The following is an 18,564-nucleotide window of genomic DNA, read 5'->3' as shown; positions in this document are numbered from 1 at the left end:
GCCAACCGCACCCGACGAGTGGCAGGACTGCGCAGACCTGCCACTTTCCTGCCAAGATGGTGCCTATGCCACCACCGTGCGCCTCCCGTTCCGACCCCCACCGGGTCGTCGCCCTCGCGAGTGACGGCATGTCCCCGTTCGAGCTGGTGATCGCGGCCGCCGTCTTCGGCGCGCGCCACCCCGGCGTGCCGGAGCCCTGGTACCGGTTCCGGGTGGCGGCGGCGACGCCGGGCCCGCTGCCCACCACCGCCGGCTTCGGGATCGTGCCCGACGCCGGTCTCGGGGCCCTGCGCACCGCAGAGACCGTCGTCATACCGGCGTGGCCCGACTGGGAACGCCCCCCGGACGATGCCGTGCTGGCGGGTCTGCGGCGGGCCGCGGCGCGGGGCGCCCGCGTGGTGTCGATCTGCACCGGTGCGTTCGCCCTCGGCCACGCCGGGCTCCTCGACGGGCGGCGGGCAACGACCCACTGGGCCTACTGCGACGCCCTGGCCCAGCTCTTCCCGGCCGCCCGGGTCGATCCCGACGTCCTCTACATCGACGAGGGGAACCTCCTCACCTCGGCCGGTTCCGCCGCCGGCCTCGACCTCTGCCTGCACATGGTGCGCCGCGACCACGGCACGGCGGTGGCCACGGCGGTGGCCCGCCACCTCGTCGTCCCGCCCCACCGCCAGGGCGGCCAAGCCCAGTACACCGCCCCGAGGGCCACGCCCGCCCCCGACATCGACGGGTTGGCGACGGTGACCTCGTGGGCCGCCGACCACCTGGACGAGGACCTCTCGGTCGAGGTCATGGCCGTCCGCGCCGCCATGAGCCCCCGCACCTTCGCCCGCCGGTTCACCGACGTCGTGGGCACGACCCCCCATCGCTGGGTGGTCGACCAGCGCGTCGACCGGACCCGCGAGCTGCTCGAGACCACCACGCTCTCGGTGGAGGCGATCGCGCGGGTCACCGGCTTCTCCTCCCCCTCGGCGCTCCGGGCCCGCTTCGCCGAGCGGGTCGGGGTGCCGCCCGGTGCCTACCGCCGCACCTTTCCGGCCCCCGGTGCCGACGCCCGGGTCTGAGGCGCGATCAGGTGCCGGAGATGGTCACGTCGCGGATGACGAGGCTGACGCCCGCCGCGCTCATCGGCAGCCAGTCGATGTCGGAGCCGACCGCCTCGATGTCGCGGAGCATCCGCTGCAGCGTGGAGGCGATGGTGAACTCCCGGAGCGGGGCCCCGAGCTCGCCGTCGGTGATGCGGAGGCCCTCGGCGCCGGTGGAGAAGTCGCCGCTGATCGGGTTCACACCCGAGTGCATGCCGATCACCGACGAGATGAGCAGCCCATCGCCGACCTGGCGCAGCAGGGCGGGCTGGTCCAGCTCGCCGGGCGCGAGCGCCAGGGCCCGGCACCCCACCCCCGGCGTCGACTTGAACCCGCCCCGCACGGCGTTGCCGGTCGAGGCTGTGCCCGCCCAGCGCCCGGTGTAGGCGTTGTGGACGAACTGGCTCAGCACGCCGTCGGTGATGAGGGCGTTGCGGCGGCTCGCGAGGCCCTCGCCGTCGGTGGCCGAGGCCGTGTAGGCCAGCGGGTTGGTGGCGTCGTCGACGAGCGTGAGCAGCGGCGAGCCGACCTCGTCGCCCAGCCGTTCGGCGAATGGTGAACGGCCTTTCAGCACCGCCTCACCCGAGAGGGTCGAGCCGATGATGCCGATGACCTGGGCGGTCACGTAGGGGTCGAGCACGATCGTGGCCCGGGTGCTGGCCGGCTTGGTGGCCCCGAGCAGACGGGTCGCACGGACCACGGCGTCGTCGGCCGCGTCGGCCAGCACGATGTCGCTCAGCTCGCGCCCGACCGAGAAGCCGAAGCCGGTCTGGGTGAGGCCGTCGGCCTCGGCCAGGCACGACACGGCCACGTAGCAGGCGGTGGAGGCTGACTCGGAACGGATGCCGGTGGTCGAGGCCACGCAGGACTCGCCCATGGCGTCGACGAACTCGGCCGACTCGACCCCTGAGATGCGTGGGTCGGCGTCGCGCACCGCGGCCTCCAGCTCGAGGGCCAGGGCGACCTTGCGCTCGGTCGGCACCTCGAGCAGCGAGGGGCGGTACAGGTCGAGCTCGGGTACGTCGACCCCGTCGGGCTCGGCCAGCCCGACGTGGGGGTCGGGGCTGGCGAAGATGGCGTTGTCGCGCGCCTCGGTGAGCGTCTCGGCCAGCACGTCGTCGTCGAAGGTGGCGGCGTAGGCGAAGCCCTGACGGTCGCCGAGCACGACCCGGATGCCGACGCCCATCGACTCCGCGGAGGAGAGCGACTCGACGTCGCGGTCATAGGCCCGCACCTCGGTGTGGCGGCTGCGCCCGACGACGGCCTCGACCGCCTCGCCGTCCTGGGCCCAGCCGACCACCCGGTCGGCGATGTCGGTCAGGTCCCCCGACCCGCTCATGCGGCGGTGCCGCCGATGGTGAGGGCGGCCACGCGCAAGGTGGGGACGCCGTCGCCGACGGGCACACCCTGGCCGTCCTTGCCGCAGGTGCCGGGCGAACCCATGGCGAAGTCGTCGCCGAGCGCCTCGATGTCGAGCAGCACCCGGGGACCGTTGCCGATGAGGTTCCCCTCGCGGAGCGGCTCGGTGATCTCGCCGCCCTCGATCAGGTACGCCTCCCACATCCCGAACACGAAGTCGCCGGTGGCGGTGTTGACCGACCCGCCGCCGAGCTGGGCCACGTACACGCCCTGGTCGGTGCCGGCGATGATGTCGGCCGGGTCGTCGGCGCCGTTGGCCAGGAACGTGTTGGTCATCCGCACCATCGGCAGGTGCTGGTAGCTCTGACGTCGGCCGTTGCCGGACCGAGGTCGGCCCTCCTTGCGGGCCCGGGTGACGTCGTACATGTAGTCGGTCAGCACGCCGTCTTCGATCAGCACGTTGCGCTGGGCCGGGCTGCCCTCGTCGTCGATGCCGAAGCAGCCCCACTCATCGGCGACGGTGCCGTCGTCGATCAGGGTCACGAGCGGCGAGGCCACCTTCTCGCCCTTGCGACCCTTGTAGACCGATGCCCCCTTGGACACCAGGTCGGCCTCGAGGCCGTGACCGCAGGCCTCGTGGAACAGCACGCCGCCGCCGCCGGCGCCGATGACGACGGGCATGGTGCCGCTCGGCGCGGGCCGGGCCGACAGCTTGGTGATGGCCCGCCCGGCCGCGGCGCGGGCCAGGTCATCGACCTCGTAGCGGTCGAAGAGCTCGAAGCCGATGGTGTGGCCGACGCTCTGGCGACCGGTCTGCATGCCCGTGTCGCCCGAAGCCACCACGCCGACCGAGAAGAGCGACCGGACCTGGTCGTCGGCGGCGAGGAGGCCGTCGCTGTTGGCCACGAGGATCCTGCGCCGGCTGTCGCCGTAGCGGGCGCTGACCTGGCTGACCGACCCGTTGGACGAGCGGGCTGCCTCGTCGGCCCGCCGCAGCAGCTCGACCTTCTGGGCCTTGGCCACGTCCTCGGGCTGGATCGCCACCGTGCTGGGGTGCCGGCTCGCCTGGCGTTCGAGGCCGACCACGGTGCTCCCCCCGCCACCGCGACGGGCGGCCGCGCCGGCGGCCTCGGCGGCGGCGAGGAGGCCCGACTCCGAGAGGTCCGAGGTGTGGGCGTAGCCGGTGGTGTCACCGCTGATGACCCGCACCCCGGCGCCCCGGTCGCGGCCCGAGGAGAGCTCCTCGATGCGGCCATCGTCGAGCACGGCGGAGGTGGAGCGCTTGTCCTCGGCGAAGACCTCGGCGAACTCGCCGCCGGCGGTGAGGGCCGAGGAGAGCACCCGGGACACGACGGCCTCTTCGATCACAACAGCACTCCTGGTCGGGGACGTTCGTCGGGCCGCAGGGGCCCGCAGATCCGCCAGCGTACCGAGGGAACGACCGCTTCCCCGGACGGGTGCCACCACTCGGCGACGGCTCGTCGAGCCCCTTAGGCCGGGAGTTGCGATCGGTCGGGCGGCGTGGCTTAGCGTGCGAGACGTGCCGCTCCCGCCCGGATCCAGCAAGGTGTTCCGCGTGGGCCTGACGGCGACGGTGAGCCTCGACGTGGCTGAGGGTGACACCGCGGCGGCCCTGGGCTCCGGCGATGTCGCGGTGCTGGGGACGCCCCGGGTCGTGGGGCTCTGCGAGCAGGCCTCGCTCGCCGCGCTGGGCAGTGCCCTCTCGCCGGAGCAGACCACCGTGGGCATGCGGGTGCAGATCGACCACCTCGCCCCGACGCGGGTCGGCGGCCTCGTCACCGCTGAGGCGACACTCGACAAGATCGAGGGCCGGCGCCTCACCTTCACCGTCACGGTGAACGACCGCTGCAGCCTCGTGGCCGCCGGCCGGGTCACCCGGGTGGTCGTCGAGCGGGCCGAGTTCCTCTCCAAGGCAGCGGGCTGACGACACCGGCGCCGCCGCCCGACGGCGTCGAGGTCCTCGGCATCGACGCCGATGACACCCTCTGGCACAACGAGACCTTCTTCGCCGCCGCCGCCGACACCTTCACCGAGATCCTCGCCCCGTGGACGCCCGAGGGCGAGGATGTCCGGGCGCTCCACGACGCCACCGAGCGTCGCAACCTCGAGCTCTTCGGCTACGGCATCAAGGGCTTCACCCTCTCGATGATCGAGACCGCCCTCCAGGTGAGCGGCGGTGATGTCAGCGGCGCCGCGGTGGGCCAGCTGCTCGACATGGGCAAGGAGATGCTGGCCCACCCGGTCGACCTGCTCGACGGGGTGGCCGACGCCGTGGCCCGGCTGGGGGAGTCCCGTCGCCTGGTGCTGGTGACCAAGGGCGACCTCATCCACCAGGAACAGAAGATCGCCCGCTCGGGCCTCGTCGAGCACTTCGAGCGGGTCGAGATCGTCTCGGAGAAGGACGAGCGCACCTACGCCCAGGTCGTAGCGCGCATGGGCGTCGAGCCCGAGGCGTTCCTCATGGTTGGCAACTCCGTGCGCTCCGACGTGCTGCCGGTGATCGGCATCGGCGGCCACGCCGTCCACATCCCCTATGCCATCACCTGGGCCCACGAGGACGTCGACGACGACGACACCGACTTCCCGGTGCTCGCGTCGCTCGGCGAGCTGGCCGACTGGCTCACCGACGCGCCCTGACTTGTCGGGCGTCAGGCGTACACGTCAGGCGTCGACCCGCTGGTCGGTGTGGTCGACGTCGGACCGGCCGTGCTCGAGGAAGCGCCTGACCACCTTCCACCAGCGGTCAGGGTTCTCGAACTGCGGGCTGTGGCCGGCGTCGCCGACGACCTCGAGGGTCGCACCGGGGATCGCCTCGGCCAGGCGCCCGGACGGGCCGACGAACGCCTCGTCTTGCTCCCCCACCACCACGAGAGTCCGCCGGTCGAGCCCCCGCAAGGCGTCGAGGCGGTCGTGGACGCCGAGCATCTCGGTCACCATCGCCGCGTACATCGCCGGTGAGCAGGCCCGCATCTTGCGCTCACCGAACTCGACGTAGCCGGGCCGCTCGGCCCGCACCCGAGCGTCGGCCGGGCTGGGCTTCCGGGTGTCGAGCTCGGCCGACAGCACCATCAGGCGCTCCACCCCCTCACCGCGCACCACGTCGACGGCGAGCGCGGCCAGCTCCGGGTCGATGCCCTGCACCGTCCCGTGACTCGTATCCATCAACACCAGCGAACCCACCCGCTCCGGGGCCTGCAGGGCCATGACCTGGGCGACCATGCCCCCCATCGAGTGGCCGAGCAGGTCGAAGCGGTGCCAGCCCAGCTCGTCGGCCAGGGCGAAGGCGTCGGTTGCCATGGTGTCGAGGGAGTAGGCGGCCTCCTCCGCGGGGGCGTCGCTCGCCCCGTGCCCGCGGTGGTCGGGGGCGACCACATGCCAGCCCCGGTCGGCGAACCCGTCGAGGAAGTCGACGAAGTCCTCCTTGGCCCCGGTGAAACCGTGCAGCAGCAGCAACGGCGCACCGGACCCGGCCTCGGCGACGCTGTGGCGGAGGCGGGGGCTGGTGATGTCTCGGATCTTCACATCGCACCCCGTGGCCTCGTCCGCGGTCGACCGCACTCTACGCACGCCCCGCACCGGCGCGCCCACGCCGCCGGTCGTCGCCGGCCATGGCGGGTCGGAGCCGGAGCCGTCCGGCGGAGGGACAGCCCCCATGACCGGCCCGGGGAGCGGGCCGGGGGCCGACTACCGTGGGCCCTCGATCCGGCTGGTCACCGGCGCTCCGCGCCCCGGAGGGCGCCTCGTCCTGTTGCAGAAAGGGGGTCGGCGCCGTGCGCGAGAGCAGCACCCACATCGACCGGAGCCCCTCGCCCGCCATCACCGCGAAGACGCCCCCCACACCCGAGAAGCTCCGGTGAACGAGAGCACCCGTCGTCGCCTGGTGCTCGGGCTCCGGATCGTGGTGAGCGCCGGCATGCTGTGGTTCCTGCTGACCAAGATCGAGACCGACAGCTCTCGGGTGCTGCCGGAGTGGACCACCGCAACGGCCCTCTGGCTCGCTGGGGCCACGGCCCTGACCCTGGCCAGCATCGTGCTCTCGGCCGTGCGGTGGCAGACGGTGCTGGCCGCCATGGGCCGGCCGGCGCCCCTGAACCGGTTGCTCTCGCACTACTTCGCCGGTCAGTTCGTGGCCAACGTGCTGCCCACCACCATCGGCGGCGACGTGCTGCGCGTGTCTCGCCTCGCCCGCGACAACGGCCGCATGCACGACAGCTTCGCCTCGGTGGTGCTCGAGCGCCTCACCGGGTGGCTGGTGCTGCCGCTCATCACCTTCATCGGGTTGCTGCTCAACCCTCCCCTGCAGGATCTCGGCCCTGCGACCCAGATGGCGTTCAGCCTGGCCTGCGGCACGCTGGTCGCCCTGGTGCTCGTGGTCCTGGCGGTGGCCGCCCGGCGCTGGGGCGAGATGGACGCCGAGAGTGGGTGGCGGCGCTTCCTGGCCGCCGTGAGCGTGGGCCTCAACGCCCTGCGCTCCCATCCTCGCCAGGCCGCGAGCGTCGTCGCCGTCGGCTTCGCCTACCAGCTCGTGCTCGTCGCCGCCGCAGTGATGGCGGCACGGGCCCTCGGCATCGCCGATGCCGGCCCCACCGCCCTGCTCGCCTTCTTCCCGGCGGTGGCCATCGCCCAGGTGATGCCGATCAGCATCTCGGGCCTCGGCGTGCGCGAGGGGCTCTTCGCCCTGTTCCTCCAGCCGCTCGGCGTGCCCACCGCCCAGGCCGTGGCCCTGGGGATCCTGCTCTACGTGCTCAACCTGCTGGTCAGCCTGCTGGGGGCGCCCGCCTTCGCCATCGGCGGGCGCCGGCGGGCCGACGGCGGGCCGGCCGGTCCCTCGGACCCGAGGGCCCCGGGCCGCCCCGACGGCCCCGCCTCGATCCCGGTGTGACCGTTTCGCAGGGCGACGAGACCAGCCCACCGACCCGTGCGGTCCGCCCCGGCGAGCGCGAGCCATCGGCGTCCGACGCGCCCGCCACCGCATCGGGCCGGCGCCTGCGGTGGTGGCGCGAGCTGCTGTACATGGCCGCCTTCTACCTCGTGTACTCCTGGATCCGGAACCAGTTCGGCTCGGCCGGCAACGACGCCGCCGGCGTCGCCTTCGCCCACGCCCGCGACGTCATCGGCCTGCAGGACGCCGTCGGGCTCTGGTTCGAACCAGAGCTCCAGCGCTGGTACCTCGACCTGCCCGGCATGGGCGCCATCCGCGCCTGGAACATCTACTACGGCACCGCCCACTTCCTCGTCACCGCCGGGGCGCTGATCTGGCTCTACCGGCGCCAGCCCGACCGCTACTCGGTGTGGCGCACCACGCTGGCGGCGATGACCGCGGTGGCCCTGGTCGGCTTCGCCTCCTACTCGCTCATGCCGCCCCGCCTCCTCGACGACACCTCGAAGTTCGGCGCCTGCTACCAGCGGGGCGAGGACTGCAACGGCTACGACGTCGTCGACACCCTGGAGGTGCACGGCGGCTGGCTCTCGTTCCAGGACGAGGAGGTGGCCGAGGTCTCCAACCAGTATGCGGCCATGCCGAGCATGCACACCGGCTGGTCGACCTGGAGCGCGTTCGTGATGTGGGGCCTGGTCCGGCGTCGGTGGGCCCGGTCGTTGGTCGTACTGTACCCGCTGGCCACCGTGTTCGGCATCCTCATCACCGGCAACCACTACTGGCTCGACGCGGTCGGGGGTTGGGCCGCCTTCGCCGTCGGCTTCGGCGCCGCCCGGGTGGTCACGATGTGGAACGAGGGCCGCTTCGCCCGGCGCGAGCCCTCCCCCGCCTCGACCTGACCGGGCGGTCCCGGCAGTCCTGGCGGCCGGGCCGCCGGGTCGGTCAGCCGTGCCAGCGGACGGGGGGACCGTGGAAGCCGCTGTGGGCCCGCACCTCGTCGACCGGCGGCGAGGGCACCGGCCAGCGGGTGAGGCGGACCTCGGCCTCCTCGACACTGGCCGGCTCCATCCGCAGCCAGGCCACCGGTGCGTCAGCGGTGGCGCGGGCGCCGGCATCGGCGATGGCCTGCTCCAAGCCCCGCCGTCGGTCCGCGGTGAGGTACTGGACGACGATCGAGTGGACGACCACGGTGGTCACCCCTTGCACCGGCGCCGCCAGCTGCGCCGCGATCCACGTCGTCGCGTCGGCCCGGTCGACCGGGGCCGGCACCCGGGCGGCGATGGCGAGGGCACCGTCGAGGCGTCGCCGGCGGTCGGGTTGGTCGGGCCAGACGCACGCCCGCAGGCGCAGCCGGTCTTTCGCCGAAGCCGGGTCGAGGGGACGGGTGTCGCAGCCTCGCCGCTCGACCACCTCGATCGCCCCGTCGAGCCGAGGGGGGCAGCCCGTCCACGGCTCCACGAAGCGGACCTCCGCCGCGGCCGGGCCGAAGGCCGCCGTCCCCGCCTCGTAGCGGAAGTGGTCGAAGCGCAGGTTCAGCCCGGCACTCGCTCCGACCTCGAGGACCCGCAGCGGGCGCCCGCCGGCGGCGAGGGCGAAGTAGCCGCCGAGCAGCGCCACCGAGCGCCCGACCTCGTTCGTCTGGATCGGCGCCGCAGTGCGCTCCGCCACCCGCTCGCGGTGGTGCTCGACGGCCCCGACCAGCGCCGCTCCGACCCCGTCACCGGGCGTCCCCCCGACCGAGGGGTAGTGACGGGCCAGCTCCGGGGCGGAACCGTCGAGCACCAGCTCGTGCACCGCGGCGAGGAAGCGCAGCACGACGGCATCGGCCCAGGGTTCGCCGGCGAAGGGCTCGAGCACGACCCGACAGGGGCCCCCGGCGGCGACATCGGCCATCACCTCGTCGAGCAGCCCGGCGTAGAGCGCCGAGCCGCCGATGGCGCAACCCCGCTGCTGGGCTCGCAGCACCGCGCCCAGCCCCGCACCCGGACCCGGTCCCATCGCCCCAGTGTGGCCGCCGGGGCCCCCGACCCCGTTGCGTGCTGACGCCCCGACGGGTCGGGACGATAGGTTGACCCTGATGTTGCTCGACCGGATCCACTGCCCGGCAGACTTGCGGCGCTTGTCCCATGTTCAGCTCGACGAGCTGGCGCTCGAGATCCGTGAGTTCATCGTCGACGCCGTCTCCCGCACCGGCCACGGCCACCTGGGTTCCAACCTCGGCGCGGTGGAGCTGACCCTCGCCCTGCACCGGGTGTTCGACTCGCCGCGCGACATCCTGCTGTGGGACATCGGCCACCAGGCCTACGTCCACAAGCTCGTCACCGGTCGGCGGCGCGCCTTCGACACCCTGCGCCAGGCCGGGGGCATGTCCGGCTACCCGTGCCGCGACGAGTCCGAGCACGACTGGGTCGAGAACAGCCACGCCTCGACGATCATCAGCTACGCCCACGGCCTGGCCGTCGCCCAAGAGTCCGGGATCGGCGAGGGCCGGCGGGTGGTGGCCGTGATCGGCGACGGCGCCCTCACCGGCGGCATGGCGTACGAGGCGCTCAACAACCTGGGCCACTCGGGCAAGAAGGCCATCATCATCCTCAACGACAACGGGCGCTCGTATGCCCCCACGGTGGGGCGCATGAGCGAGACGGTGTCGCGGCTGCGGGTCGATCCCCGCTACGTGCGTCAGCGGGCCCGGGTCGAGGACGCCGTCCGCAAGGTGCCCTACGTGGGCGACCACCTGGCCTGGGGGATGCAGGGAGCCCTGGCCGGCATGCGCGAGATGCTCGAACCGCCGGTGTTCTTCGAGTCCCTGGGCATGAAGTACACCGGACCCATCGACGGCCACGACATCGCCGGTCTGGAGACGGCCCTGCGCCACGCGGCGGAGCTCGAAGAGCCCATCGTGGTCCACGTGCTCACCGACAAGGGCAAGGGCCACGCCCCGGCCGAGGCCGACGACGTCAAGCGCATGCACGACATCGGTGCGGCCAAGCCCGGCTCCTACACCGCCGCGTTCACCGAGGCGCTCATCAAGGAGGCCGAGAACCGCCCCGAGCTGGTGGCGATCACCGCGGCCATGCCCGACTCGACCGGCCTGCTCGCGTTCAACGATGCCTTCCCCGGTCGCATGATTGACGTCGGCATCGCCGAGCAGCACGCCGTCACCTCGGCCGCCGGCATGGCCATGGGCGGCCTGCGCCCCGTGGTCGCCCTCTACTCGACCTTCCTCAGCCGGGCCTTCGACCAGACCAACCTCGATGTCGGTCTCCACGGCCAGCCCGTCGTGTTCTGCCTCGACCGGGCCGGCATCACCGGCGACGACGGTGCCTCGCACCACGGCGTGCTCGACATGGTGCTGCTCTCGAAGGTGCCGGGGATGGCGATCTTCGCCCCGTCGTCGTACCAGGAGGTGCAGCAGATGCTGCACGACGCCCTGGAGATCACGTCGGGCCCCGTCGCCATCCGCTGGTCGAAGACCGCGGCCCCGCACGTGGCCGAGGCTGAGGTCGGCTCCGGGATGCGGGGCCGCAAGGTCAGCTCCGGCACGGACGTGTGCCTGATCGGCGTGGGCAAGCTGCTCGCGGCGTGCACCGAGGCGGCCGAGGTGCTCGAGGCCGAGGGCATCTCCTGCTCGGTGTGGGACCCCCGGGTCGTGCACCCCCTCGACCCGGCCCTCGTCGCCGACGCCACCGGGCACCCCCTGGTCGTCTCGGCCGAGGACGGCTACCGCGACGGCGGCATCGGCGCCACGCTCGCCGACGAGGTCGCCGAGGCCACCCTCTCCCGGCCCGCCGGGAAGCGACCTCTGGTGCGGGTGATGGGCATCCCGACCCGCTACCTCGACCAGGGCAAGCCCGACGCGATCCTTGCCGGGCTCGGCCTCGACGCCACCGGCGTCGCCGCCGAGGTGCGTCGCGCCCTCGGGCGCTGACCCTCCTCGTCGGCGACGAGGGCCCGGCCCTCGCCGGCAGCCCCTCCCCCGGAAGGTCAATCCCCCGCCCCCGCGGGGGACGATCGACCATTCGGGCGGCTCCGCTCGAGATCCGCGGCTCGGGCTCGGTCTCGGGGGAGCGTGAGCGGTCGGTGTGGCAGGGTGGCCGGCTCCCATGGCTGCCCTCCTCGCCCTGCTCGCCAGCCTGCTGTGGGGCACCGGCGACTTCCTCGGTGGCCGCCTCAGTCGGACGGTGCACCCAGTGGCGGTGGTGCGGGCCACGCAGGGCATTGCCGCGGTCGGTCTGGTGGTCGTCGTGGTGGCCACGGGCGAGACCGGCCGCACCGGGGCCGTTGCCTGGGGGGTGGCGGCGGCCGTGTTCGGCTCCCTCGGCGTCGGGTCGTTCTACGCCGCCCTCGCGTCCGGGACGATGGGCGTGGTCGCGCCCATCGCCGCCACCGGGGTGGTCATCCCGGTGGCGGTCGGCCTGGCCGGCGGCGACTCGCCCTTCGCGATCCAGCTGGCCGGCATCGCGGTGACCGTGGTCGGCGTCGTCCTGGCCTCGGGTCCCGAGCGCGGACGCGGTCGTGCTGTCCCCGCCGGGCCGGGCGAGCCCTCCGCCACGCCGACGGTGGCCCGGCGCCGGCCGCTGCTGCTCGCCGGCGTCGCCGCCGTGGGCTTCGGCACCGGGGCTGCCCTCGTAGCCGAGGGCAGCCAGTCCAGTGTGGCCATGACGCTGCTGGTGATGCGGGTCACGACGACCGTGGCCTGCACTGCCCTCCTGCTTATCGTCGTGCGGCGCGCCGCTCGCCCGGGGCGCCGGGATCTGCCGGTGCTGTCGGTGGTCGCCGTCACCGACGCCGGGGCCAACGGCGCTTACGCGGTGGCCACCACCCTCGGCCAGTTGTCGGTGAGCGCCGTGCTGGCGTCACTGTACCCGGCCATCACAGCCCTGCTGGCCTGGCGCTTCCTGCACGAGCGGCTGCGCCGGGTCCAGGTCGTCGGCGTGGTCACCACGCTGCTCGGCGTGGCCATGATCGCCGCCGGCTGACCGGGACGACCGATGCATCGCAGCCTCGTCGGTCGGCGCTCCACCCTCGAGGCCGGGACGAGCCGGCTGGACGGTGGCCCCTCGGCCGGGTCGGCATCGGCCCTCGCCCGGCACCCGCGCGTTTAGCCCGCGCTGCTCCGGGAACAAGCAGGCACCCGAGGCAAAGGAGAAGCTCATGGGCGTCAAGGACGCACTGTTCAAGGGACGGGCCGAGGTGGCCTATGACGGCCACACCATCGCGGTCGAGAGCAAGACCGGTCGAGGGATCGGCAACCACCACCAGCTCTTCGTCGACGGCGAGGCCCAGGACGTGGAGACCACCTTCTTCGGGGATCACCTCGAGGGCACCCTGCCGGGCGAGGAACCCAAGGCGTTCCACGTGCGGATCGAGCAGGGCCTGAACACGCACTACACGCTCCTCATCGACAACCAGGAGATCAAGATGGGCAGCGACTTCGTCGCCTGACCGGGCGGGCGACAAAGAGGGATGGCAGGATTCACGCCATGGCCCTGCGCGACCGGCTGAACCCAGACGAGGCGGCTCTCGTGTTTCGCCGGGCGGCCGAGCTGGAAACGACCGGCGGGCCGGGCCAGGGTGACGGGATGCTCGACGACCGGGCGATGGAGGACATCGGTCGGGAGGTCGGCCTGTCGCCAGGCTCGGTCCGAGCGGCGCTGGTCGAGTTGCGCGGCGGTGCTTTCACCCTCCCCATCGCAGCGCCTTGGGGTACCGTGAGCGGCTCTCGGGCGGTGCCCGGCCACCCTCATGAGGTGGTGTCCGCCCTCGAGGACGAGGCGCGCCGTAGCCAGCTCGACGTCGTCCGGCGGATGGGTGACCTGACCGTGTGGACCCCCTCGCCCGGAGTCTCTGCGGCCATGGCCCGGCGCCTCCGCGGTCGACGACACCACCCGCTCCTGGCCCTCAGGGAGCTGCGAGCCACCGTGGTGGAGGTTCCGTCCCGACCGGCCGTTGCTCACGTCCGTCTCGAAGGGAGCCTCGCCTCCCCCGGGCGGCTGTTGTCTGCTCGCGTCCAGGCGCTCCCGCTGATCGGCGTGGTCGGCGGAGCGCTGTTCGAGGTGATCGTGGACCCAACGGAGATCTGGCAGTGGCCCGTCGCGGGCGCCATCGGGATCGTGGCGGGCACGGGGCACGCCCTACGGTCCTATCGGCGGATGATGGTGGAGACAGAGACGGCCCTGGACGCCTTCCTCGGGGATCTGGCGACGAGCGTGGCCTCGTTCAGGGGCGGCGCGCCGGTTCCCTAGACCGTGGCAGGTGGCGCGGCTCGGCCATCTCGAACTTTGGACCCATGTCCGCCTCCACGGGGGAGTTGAGTCCAAAGGTGTCACCGGCGACGGAGGGCGCCCAGCCCGGCGGCATCGGTGTGGCAGGGTGGCTCGCTCTCATGGCTGCCCTCCTCGCGCTGCTCTCCAGCCTCCTGTGGGGCTCGGGGGACTTCCTCGGCGGCACCCTCAGCCGGCGGGTCCACCCCGTCGCCGTCATGCAGGTCACCCAGGGCCTGGGCGGGGTGGCGCTCCTCGTGATCGTGGTCGCCGCCGGGGATGCCGGTCGCACCGGGGCCATCGGGTGGGGCGTCGCCGCCGGCGCGCTGGGCTGCATCGGGCTGGGCGCCTTCTACTCCGCCCTGGCCACCGGCACCATGGGCGTGGTGGCCCCCGTGGCGGCCACCGGGGTGGTGATCCCGGTCGGGGTGGGCCTGCTGCAGGGGGATTCGCCGTCGCTGGTCCAGCTGGCGGGCATCGTGGTCACCGTCGCCGGCGTGGTGCTGGCCTCGGGCCCCGAACGGGGATCGCCCGCCGCGAGGCGAGCCGCGGCCACCGCCCTCACCCATCCCGCAGGGGTCGCAGCACGAGCCGTCCCCACCGCCGCCGCCCGCACCACCGATGGGCCGACCCCCGAGCCGGCCTCCGATCTGCGCCCGCTGCTGCTCTCGGGCATCGCCGCGGTCGGCTTCGGCGGGGCCCTCACGTTGGTGGCCCGGGGCAGCGAGACCAGCGTGGCCATGACCCTCCTCGTCATGCGCATCACCGTCACGGTCATCTGCACGACCCTGCTGCTGACGCGGCTCCGGGGCGCGGTGCGGCCCGAGCGGCGCGACCTCCCGACGTTGGCCACCATCGCCACCACCGACTCCTCGGCCAACGGTGCCTTCGCCGTCGCCACCACCATGGGCCAGGTGTCGATCAGCGCCGTGCTGGCCTCGCTCTACCCGGCGGTGACGGCCCTCCTGGCCTGGAGGCTCCACGGTGAGCGCCTGCGCCGGATCCAGGTCGTCGGGGTGGTCGCCACCCTGACCGGGGTCGGGCTCATCGCCGCCGGCTGATCGTCGATGCCCGGTGAGGCGCCGTGACGGCCCCCGCCCCACGAAGCCTACCCTGGCACCCCATGACGATCCGGCTGGAGGATCCCCACGGTCGGCGGTGGACGGTCCGGCGCTCGGTGCTCCACGGGCGCGACGGTCGAGGACGTCGGTTGCGGTGGCGCGGACCCGACACGCAGTGGCTCAGGGCTCTCGAGCTGGTCCGGGTGGCCGAGCTGGGCGACGTCCCGGTGATCGGCGTGATCGCGCTGGGCGTGGCGGCCGCCGTCGTCATCGCCGTGCTCCTCGTGTTCCTTCCCTTCGTCGCCCTCGGGCTGCTCGAGGCCTTGGTCCTCGGACTGCTCCTCACCGGCGCCGCGCTGGCCGCCACGACGTTCGGGCGCCCGATCCTCGTCCGGGCCGAGCCCGAGCCGCAGCCTGACGGTGAGCCTGCGGCCGACGTCTCGCCCGACGCCGTGCTGGTCTGGGCGGTGAAGGGCTGGCGGGCCAGCCGGAAGTGCCGCGACCGGGTGGTGCGGGCCCTCGAGGAAGGTTCGGACCCGAGGACCTCGGTGGGAGGCGACGCCGCGCTGGTCGTCGCCGAACCCCACCGGCCCTGACGGCCCAGCTCACCGGGGCGAGACCCAACCCCACGCCGGGCCGCGGGGTGGGGGACGGTCATGAGGCTTGCCCCCGTCCGCCGATCCGGGGCCCTCCTCCTCTCCCCGTCACGAGTGGCCGGCGGACTGGCCATGACCCGGAGCGCCGGTGCCGTGCGCCGGTCGGGCGCTAGCGGCCCGCAGACTGTCGTGATGGCCGACGCGCAACGGAGCCCACCGGGGTTCGACGAGCTGTTCCGCGAGGAGTACCCGCGCCTGCTCCGGGTGCTCACCGTGGCCTGCGCCGACCGCGAGGCCGCCGCCGATCTGGCCCAGGACCGGCCGGTGGCCGAGGTCGCCACCCTCCTCGGACTGGCCGAGGGGACGGTGAAGTCGCACCTGTACGACGGCCGTCGGACTCTGGCGCGCAGTGACCGGCTGGCCCCCGAGGAGGACCGATGAACGAGCCCGGGCGCCCCGACGACCTCAGCCGTCGCCTCGATCGGGCCGTCGCCGCCCCCTGCCGGGAGGAGGTGGACGACGCCCTCGACCGGGTCCACCGGCGGGCTCGTCGCCTCGACCCGGCACGCTCGCCATGGGTCGCAGCCGCGGCCGTCGCCGCCGCCCTGGCCGTGGTGGCGGGCGGGATCGGCGTCGCTGCGCTGAGCTCGCACCCCGCCGACGAGCTGCGGGCCGGTGGTCGCGAGGGCACGGCGTCATCGACGAGCACCACGTCGCTCGCCGCGGATGAGTGGCCCGAGGGCTGGAGATCGGCGACCACCCTGGCACCCGGGTCGCCCGCCTCGGCCGAGGAGATCGCCGCCGCCCGTGTCACCGTCCTCGATGTCCTCGACCTGGATCCCGACGGCGGCGGGCGGAATCCGTTGCTGCTCAGGTCGGGCAACCTCCTGGCCGTCACCAGCGACACCATGCGGATCTTCCTGGGGCTCGACGGGTGGCCTGCGGCCCAGGAGATCACCGAGGCGGTCGGACCCTCCGTGGCGGCCCGGGCGGTCGAGATCACCGTCGGCTCTCGCTGGTATCCCACCGGTGCGCCCACGAGCGGCGACGAGTGTCGCGCGGTGGCCGAGCTCGCCACGCCGTCCGATGCCGGCGGCGTGCCGACCCTCGATGCCCGCATCGAGCTCGAGTCCCACACCGTCCGAAGCGGTGCTGACCTCTCGGGGCGCATCATCGCCATCGCGCCGGGGGCGCCGGTCGAGTACGCGACGGGGCCCACCGAGATCGGCTACGTCGTGCGGCGGGGCACCTATGAGACCGTGGGCGTGTGGCAGGGAGCCATGGCCTCGATCGGGTCTGGCGTCACCTTCGACGCCGAGGAGACCGCGCTCGATCTGGTGGCGGGGACCGCCCGCTGCCACCCGGAGGGTCCGCCGGGGCTGGCACCCGGGCCCTACGACCTGGTCTGGGGTCCCGAGCCGCCGGGGGGCGCGACCGAGCCGGTCGTGATCCGGGCCCGCACGCCCATCACGGTCACCGGGTGACGGGCATGGGCTGACGAGAGGTCAGGAGTACGGGTCGTCGGTGTAGAAGGGGTTCTCGCCGGCGTCGTGGTCGGTGGTGTCGACGACCTCGGTGATCTCCGGGATCCGTTCGAGGATGGCCGACTGGATGCCGTCGCGGAGCGTCATGGCGCTCACCGCGCAGCCCTGGCAGCCGCCGCCCATGGTGATGTGGGCCTGGGTTCCCTCGATCCTGACCAGGGTGGCGAACCCGCCGTGGGAGGCGAGGGCGGGGTTGATGTGTCCGTCGAGCAGCTGGGTCACCTTCTCCGGAACGGTGCCCGTGAGCTCGATCGATCCGTCCATGCCGAGCGGGTCGGGGCGGTTCGGGTTGCGGAGCACGAGGCCGCCCTGCCCCTCGCGCGAGGGGATGTCGAGGGTGGCGCCGCGGAGGCGATCGATGCTGCCGGCGGGGACCCAGACGGTCATGCCGTCCTGCACGGCGACGGAGTCTTCGGGGGCGGCGTCGGCCACGGCCTCGAAGGCCAGGTCGTAGGTGAAGTCGGTGCCTCGCACGCCGGTGACCTCGACCCGCAGGGCCAGGGCGTCGGCGTCGTCCTCGGCCGCGCGCAGCCCGACCACGGTGGCGTGGGCGTCGTCGGAGAGCCGCAGCACCGGTGCTGCGGTCGGGGTCTCGGCGGCGACCGACGGGTCGGCCGCGGTGTCGACTGCATCGCCGGCGGTCTGCGTCTCGGTGGCGTCCATGGGTTCAGGCTACCGACGACCGGCCGCGACGCTGCACTCACGCCCGTCGACTGACGGCCCCCCGTCCGCCATCCCGGGCGGGGCGGCGGGTCACTCACGTAGGTTGCGGCCATGGTCGATGCTGCGCCGTTCGACTCGTTCTCTCTCTTGGGGAGGACCGCCCTGGTCACCGGCTCGTCGCGGGGCCTCGGCGCGGCCACCGCCCGGCGACTGGCCCGGGCCGGGTGCGACGTGGTCATCACCTACCGTCGTCAGGAGACCGCGGCGCAGGAGGTGGCTGCCGCAGTCGAGGCCGCCGGCCAGCGGGCGTGGGTGCAGCGCTGCGACATGGGCGAGGTCGACGACATCGATGCCCTGCTCGTGGCGGTGGCTGACTCGGAGCGGGGCCCGGGGTGGCTCGACATCGTCGTCGCCAACGCCGCCGCCACCAGCTTCCGACCTCTCCTCGAGGCCGAGCCCCGCCACCTCGAGCGCACGTTCGCCATCTCGGTCACCGGCTTCCTCCGCCTCGTCCAGCGCTCGATGCCGCTGCTCGAGGCCAGCGGGCACGGCCGGGTCGTGGCCGTCTCCGGCGCCGACACCGTGACCTGGATCCCAGCCCACGGCATCCTCGCTGCGGCCAAGGCCGCCATGGAGTCGATGGTCGCCTACCTGGCGTGTGAGGTGGGCGAGCGGGGGGTGTCGGTCATCGGTGTCAACCCCGGGTGGATCGACGGCGACAGCCTGCATCTGATGCTCGGGCCCTTCTACGAGGCGGCGGCCGACGTCGAGCGCCGCACCCACCCGATGCGCCAGACCATGAGCCCCGACGACGTGGCCGAGAGCGTGGTCGCCCTCTGCACCGATGCCGCCCGCTTGATGAGCGGGTCGGTGGTGGCGGCCGACGGTGCGGGCGTCTTCGCCTTCTGCGGACGCTTCATCACCCTCTCGGCCGAACAGGCCCTCGCCGGTGGCGCGGGCGTCGAGGACACCGCCGGCGCCGGCGCCGCGCCCAGCGTCGTGCGAGGGACACCTCCGGCCTCCGCCTAATGGCGGCGAGCGGCCTCCCGGTAGCGGGGGTTGGGTGTCAGCCCTCGACGGTGGCGGTGAAGGC

19 protein-coding genes are annotated in these 18,564 nt (G+C 73.4%); 14 read left to right on the top strand and 5 right to left on the bottom strand.

Features of this window, described 5'->3' with window-relative positions:
* Window positions 1–56 precede the first annotated feature (56 nt).
* Window positions 57–1,064, top strand: coding sequence for a GlxA family transcriptional regulator (locus VNL12_RS07745; protein WP_325593217.1), 1,008 nt, complete (start codon window positions 57–59; stop codon window positions 1,062–1,064).
* 7 nt (window positions 1,065–1,071) lie between these two features.
* On the opposite strand, the gene VNL12_RS07740 is transcribed toward VNL12_RS07745, so the two are convergent.
* Window positions 1,072–2,424 carry a TldD/PmbA family protein gene (locus VNL12_RS07740; RefSeq protein WP_325593213.1) on the bottom strand — a complete coding sequence of 451 codons (1,353 nt, stop codon included), beginning with the start codon at window positions 2,422–2,424 and terminating at the stop codon, window positions 1,072–1,074.
* Entirely contained in the window at window positions 2,421–3,812 is a 1,392-nt protein-coding gene (locus VNL12_RS07735) for a TldD/PmbA family protein (RefSeq protein WP_325593211.1), read from the bottom strand. Before VNL12_RS07735 ends, VNL12_RS07740 begins: the two co-directional genes overlap by 4 nt.
* 172 nt (window positions 3,813–3,984) lie before the next feature.
* Here VNL12_RS07735 and VNL12_RS07730 point away from each other — a divergent pair, with 172 nt between their 5' ends.
* Window positions 3,985–4,389 carry a thioesterase family protein gene (locus VNL12_RS07730; protein ID WP_325593209.1) on the top strand — a complete coding sequence of 135 codons (405 nt, stop codon included), beginning with the start codon at window positions 3,985–3,987 and terminating at the stop codon, window positions 4,387–4,389.
* Entirely contained in the window at window positions 4,311–5,102 is a 792-nt protein-coding gene (locus VNL12_RS07725) for an HAD family hydrolase (RefSeq protein WP_325593215.1), read from the top strand. Before VNL12_RS07730 ends, VNL12_RS07725 begins: the two co-directional genes overlap by 79 nt.
* A gap of 24 nt (window positions 5,103–5,126) precedes the next feature.
* On the opposite strand, the gene VNL12_RS07720 is transcribed toward VNL12_RS07725, so the two are convergent.
* Window positions 5,127–5,987: an alpha/beta hydrolase gene (locus VNL12_RS07720; protein ID WP_325593207.1), complete on the bottom strand. Its 861-nt coding sequence runs from the start codon at window positions 5,985–5,987 to the stop codon at window positions 5,127–5,129.
* Between the two features lie 331 nt (window positions 5,988–6,318).
* On the opposite strand from VNL12_RS07720, the gene VNL12_RS07715 reads away from it, so the two are divergent.
* Together VNL12_RS07715 and VNL12_RS07710 are read left to right on the top strand one after the other, a co-directional pair.
* Window positions 6,319–7,347 (top strand): lysylphosphatidylglycerol synthase transmembrane domain-containing protein, encoded by a 1,029-nt coding sequence (locus VNL12_RS07715; RefSeq protein ID WP_325593205.1) that lies wholly within the window; start codon window positions 6,319–6,321, stop codon window positions 7,345–7,347.
* Window positions 7,344–8,243: a phosphatase PAP2 family protein gene (locus tag VNL12_RS07710; RefSeq protein ID WP_325593203.1), complete on the top strand. Its 900-nt coding sequence runs from the start codon at window positions 7,344–7,346 to the stop codon at window positions 8,241–8,243. Before VNL12_RS07715 ends, VNL12_RS07710 begins: the two co-directional genes overlap by 4 nt.
* Window positions 8,244–8,286: 43 nt before the next feature.
* On the opposite strand, the gene VNL12_RS07705 is transcribed toward VNL12_RS07710, so the two are convergent.
* The gene (locus VNL12_RS07705; protein ID WP_325593201.1) at window positions 8,287–9,342 is read right to left on the bottom strand and encodes a DUF2332 domain-containing protein; all 1,056 of its coding nucleotides are present in this window, start codon (window positions 9,340–9,342) and stop codon (window positions 8,287–8,289) included.
* Between the two features lie 76 nt (window positions 9,343–9,418).
* Here VNL12_RS07705 and dxs point away from each other — a divergent pair, with 76 nt between their 5' ends.
* From dxs to VNL12_RS07665, 8 genes are all read left to right on the top strand, one after another.
* Window positions 9,419–11,272: a 1-deoxy-D-xylulose-5-phosphate synthase gene (gene dxs / locus VNL12_RS07700; RefSeq protein ID WP_349257814.1), complete on the top strand. Its 1,854-nt coding sequence runs from the start codon at window positions 9,419–9,421 to the stop codon at window positions 11,270–11,272.
* A gap of 175 nt (window positions 11,273–11,447) precedes the next feature.
* The gene (locus VNL12_RS07695; RefSeq protein WP_325593197.1) at window positions 11,448–12,323 is read left to right on the top strand and encodes a DMT family transporter; all 876 of its coding nucleotides are present in this window, start codon (window positions 11,448–11,450) and stop codon (window positions 12,321–12,323) included.
* 175 nt (window positions 12,324–12,498) lie between these two features.
* Window positions 12,499–12,789, top strand: a complete 291-nt coding sequence (locus VNL12_RS07690) for a hypothetical protein (RefSeq protein ID WP_325593195.1) — start codon at window positions 12,499–12,501, stop codon at window positions 12,787–12,789.
* Window positions 12,790–12,827: 38 nt separating this feature from the next.
* Window positions 12,828–13,589, top strand: a complete 762-nt coding sequence (locus VNL12_RS07685; protein WP_325593193.1) for a hypothetical protein — start codon at window positions 12,828–12,830, stop codon at window positions 13,587–13,589.
* 140 nt (window positions 13,590–13,729) lie between these two features.
* Window positions 13,730–14,668, top strand: coding sequence for a DMT family transporter (locus VNL12_RS07680; RefSeq protein WP_325593191.1), 939 nt, complete (start codon window positions 13,730–13,732; stop codon window positions 14,666–14,668).
* Between the two features lie 62 nt (window positions 14,669–14,730).
* Window positions 14,731–15,264 carry a hypothetical protein gene (locus VNL12_RS07675; RefSeq protein ID WP_325593189.1) on the top strand — a complete coding sequence of 178 codons (534 nt, stop codon included), beginning with the start codon at window positions 14,731–14,733 and terminating at the stop codon, window positions 15,262–15,264.
* A gap of 192 nt (window positions 15,265–15,456) precedes the next feature.
* The gene (locus VNL12_RS07670) at window positions 15,457–15,705 is read left to right on the top strand and encodes a sigma factor-like helix-turn-helix DNA-binding protein (protein ID WP_325593188.1); all 249 of its coding nucleotides are present in this window, start codon (window positions 15,457–15,459) and stop codon (window positions 15,703–15,705) included.
* Window positions 15,702–16,748, top strand: coding sequence for a hypothetical protein (locus VNL12_RS07665; RefSeq protein ID WP_325593186.1), 1,047 nt, complete (start codon window positions 15,702–15,704; stop codon window positions 16,746–16,748). The genes VNL12_RS07670 and VNL12_RS07665 overlap by 4 nt, the downstream gene beginning before the upstream one ends.
* A gap of 21 nt (window positions 16,749–16,769) precedes the next feature.
* On the opposite strand, the gene VNL12_RS07660 is transcribed toward VNL12_RS07665, so the two are convergent.
* Complete coding sequence (locus tag VNL12_RS07660) at window positions 16,770–17,471, bottom strand: NifU family protein (RefSeq protein ID WP_325593184.1); 702 nt, start codon at window positions 17,469–17,471, stop codon at window positions 16,770–16,772.
* A 111-nt stretch (window positions 17,472–17,582) separates the two neighbouring features.
* On the opposite strand from VNL12_RS07660, the gene VNL12_RS07655 reads away from it, so the two are divergent.
* Complete coding sequence (locus VNL12_RS07655) at window positions 17,583–18,500, top strand: SDR family oxidoreductase (RefSeq protein ID WP_325593182.1); 918 nt, start codon at window positions 17,583–17,585, stop codon at window positions 18,498–18,500.
* The last annotated feature ends 64 nt before the right edge of the window (window positions 18,501–18,564 follow it).

It is taken from the genome of Iamia sp. (assembly GCF_035575815.1).
Classification (GTDB): domain Bacteria; phylum Actinomycetota; class Acidimicrobiia; order Acidimicrobiales; family Iamiaceae; genus Iamia.
This window is presented reverse-complemented; position numbering and strand designations above follow the sequence as displayed.

Excerpts from the sequence above, each read along its gene's own strand:
- VNL12_RS07745 (WP_325593217.1), top strand. The coding sequence starts at position 57 with ATGGTGCCTATGCCACCACCGTGCGCCTCCCGTTCCGACCCCCACCGG.
- VNL12_RS07740 (WP_325593213.1), bottom strand. The coding sequence starts at position 2,424 with ATGAGCGGGTCGGGGGACCTGACCGACATCGCCGACCGGGTGGTCGGC.
- VNL12_RS07705 (WP_325593201.1), bottom strand. The coding sequence starts at position 9,342 with ATGGGACCGGGTCCGGGTGCGGGGCTGGGCGCGGTGCTGCGAGCCCAG.
- VNL12_RS07695 (WP_325593197.1), top strand. The coding sequence starts at position 11,448 with ATGGCTGCCCTCCTCGCCCTGCTCGCCAGCCTGCTGTGGGGCACCGGC.
- VNL12_RS07690 (WP_325593195.1), top strand. The coding sequence starts at position 12,499 with ATGGGCGTCAAGGACGCACTGTTCAAGGGACGGGCCGAGGTGGCCTAT.
- VNL12_RS07685 (WP_325593193.1), top strand. The coding sequence starts at position 12,828 with ATGGCCCTGCGCGACCGGCTGAACCCAGACGAGGCGGCTCTCGTGTTT.
- VNL12_RS07680 (WP_325593191.1), top strand. The coding sequence starts at position 13,730 with ATGGCTGCCCTCCTCGCGCTGCTCTCCAGCCTCCTGTGGGGCTCGGGG.
- VNL12_RS07675 (WP_325593189.1), top strand. The coding sequence starts at position 14,731 with ATGACGATCCGGCTGGAGGATCCCCACGGTCGGCGGTGGACGGTCCGG.
- VNL12_RS07670 (WP_325593188.1), top strand. The coding sequence starts at position 15,457 with ATGGCCGACGCGCAACGGAGCCCACCGGGGTTCGACGAGCTGTTCCGC.
- VNL12_RS07665 (WP_325593186.1), top strand. The coding sequence starts at position 15,702 with ATGAACGAGCCCGGGCGCCCCGACGACCTCAGCCGTCGCCTCGATCGG.
- VNL12_RS07660 (WP_325593184.1), bottom strand. The coding sequence starts at position 17,471 with ATGGACGCCACCGAGACGCAGACCGCCGGCGATGCAGTCGACACCGCG.
- VNL12_RS07655 (WP_325593182.1), top strand. The coding sequence starts at position 17,583 with ATGGTCGATGCTGCGCCGTTCGACTCGTTCTCTCTCTTGGGGAGGACC.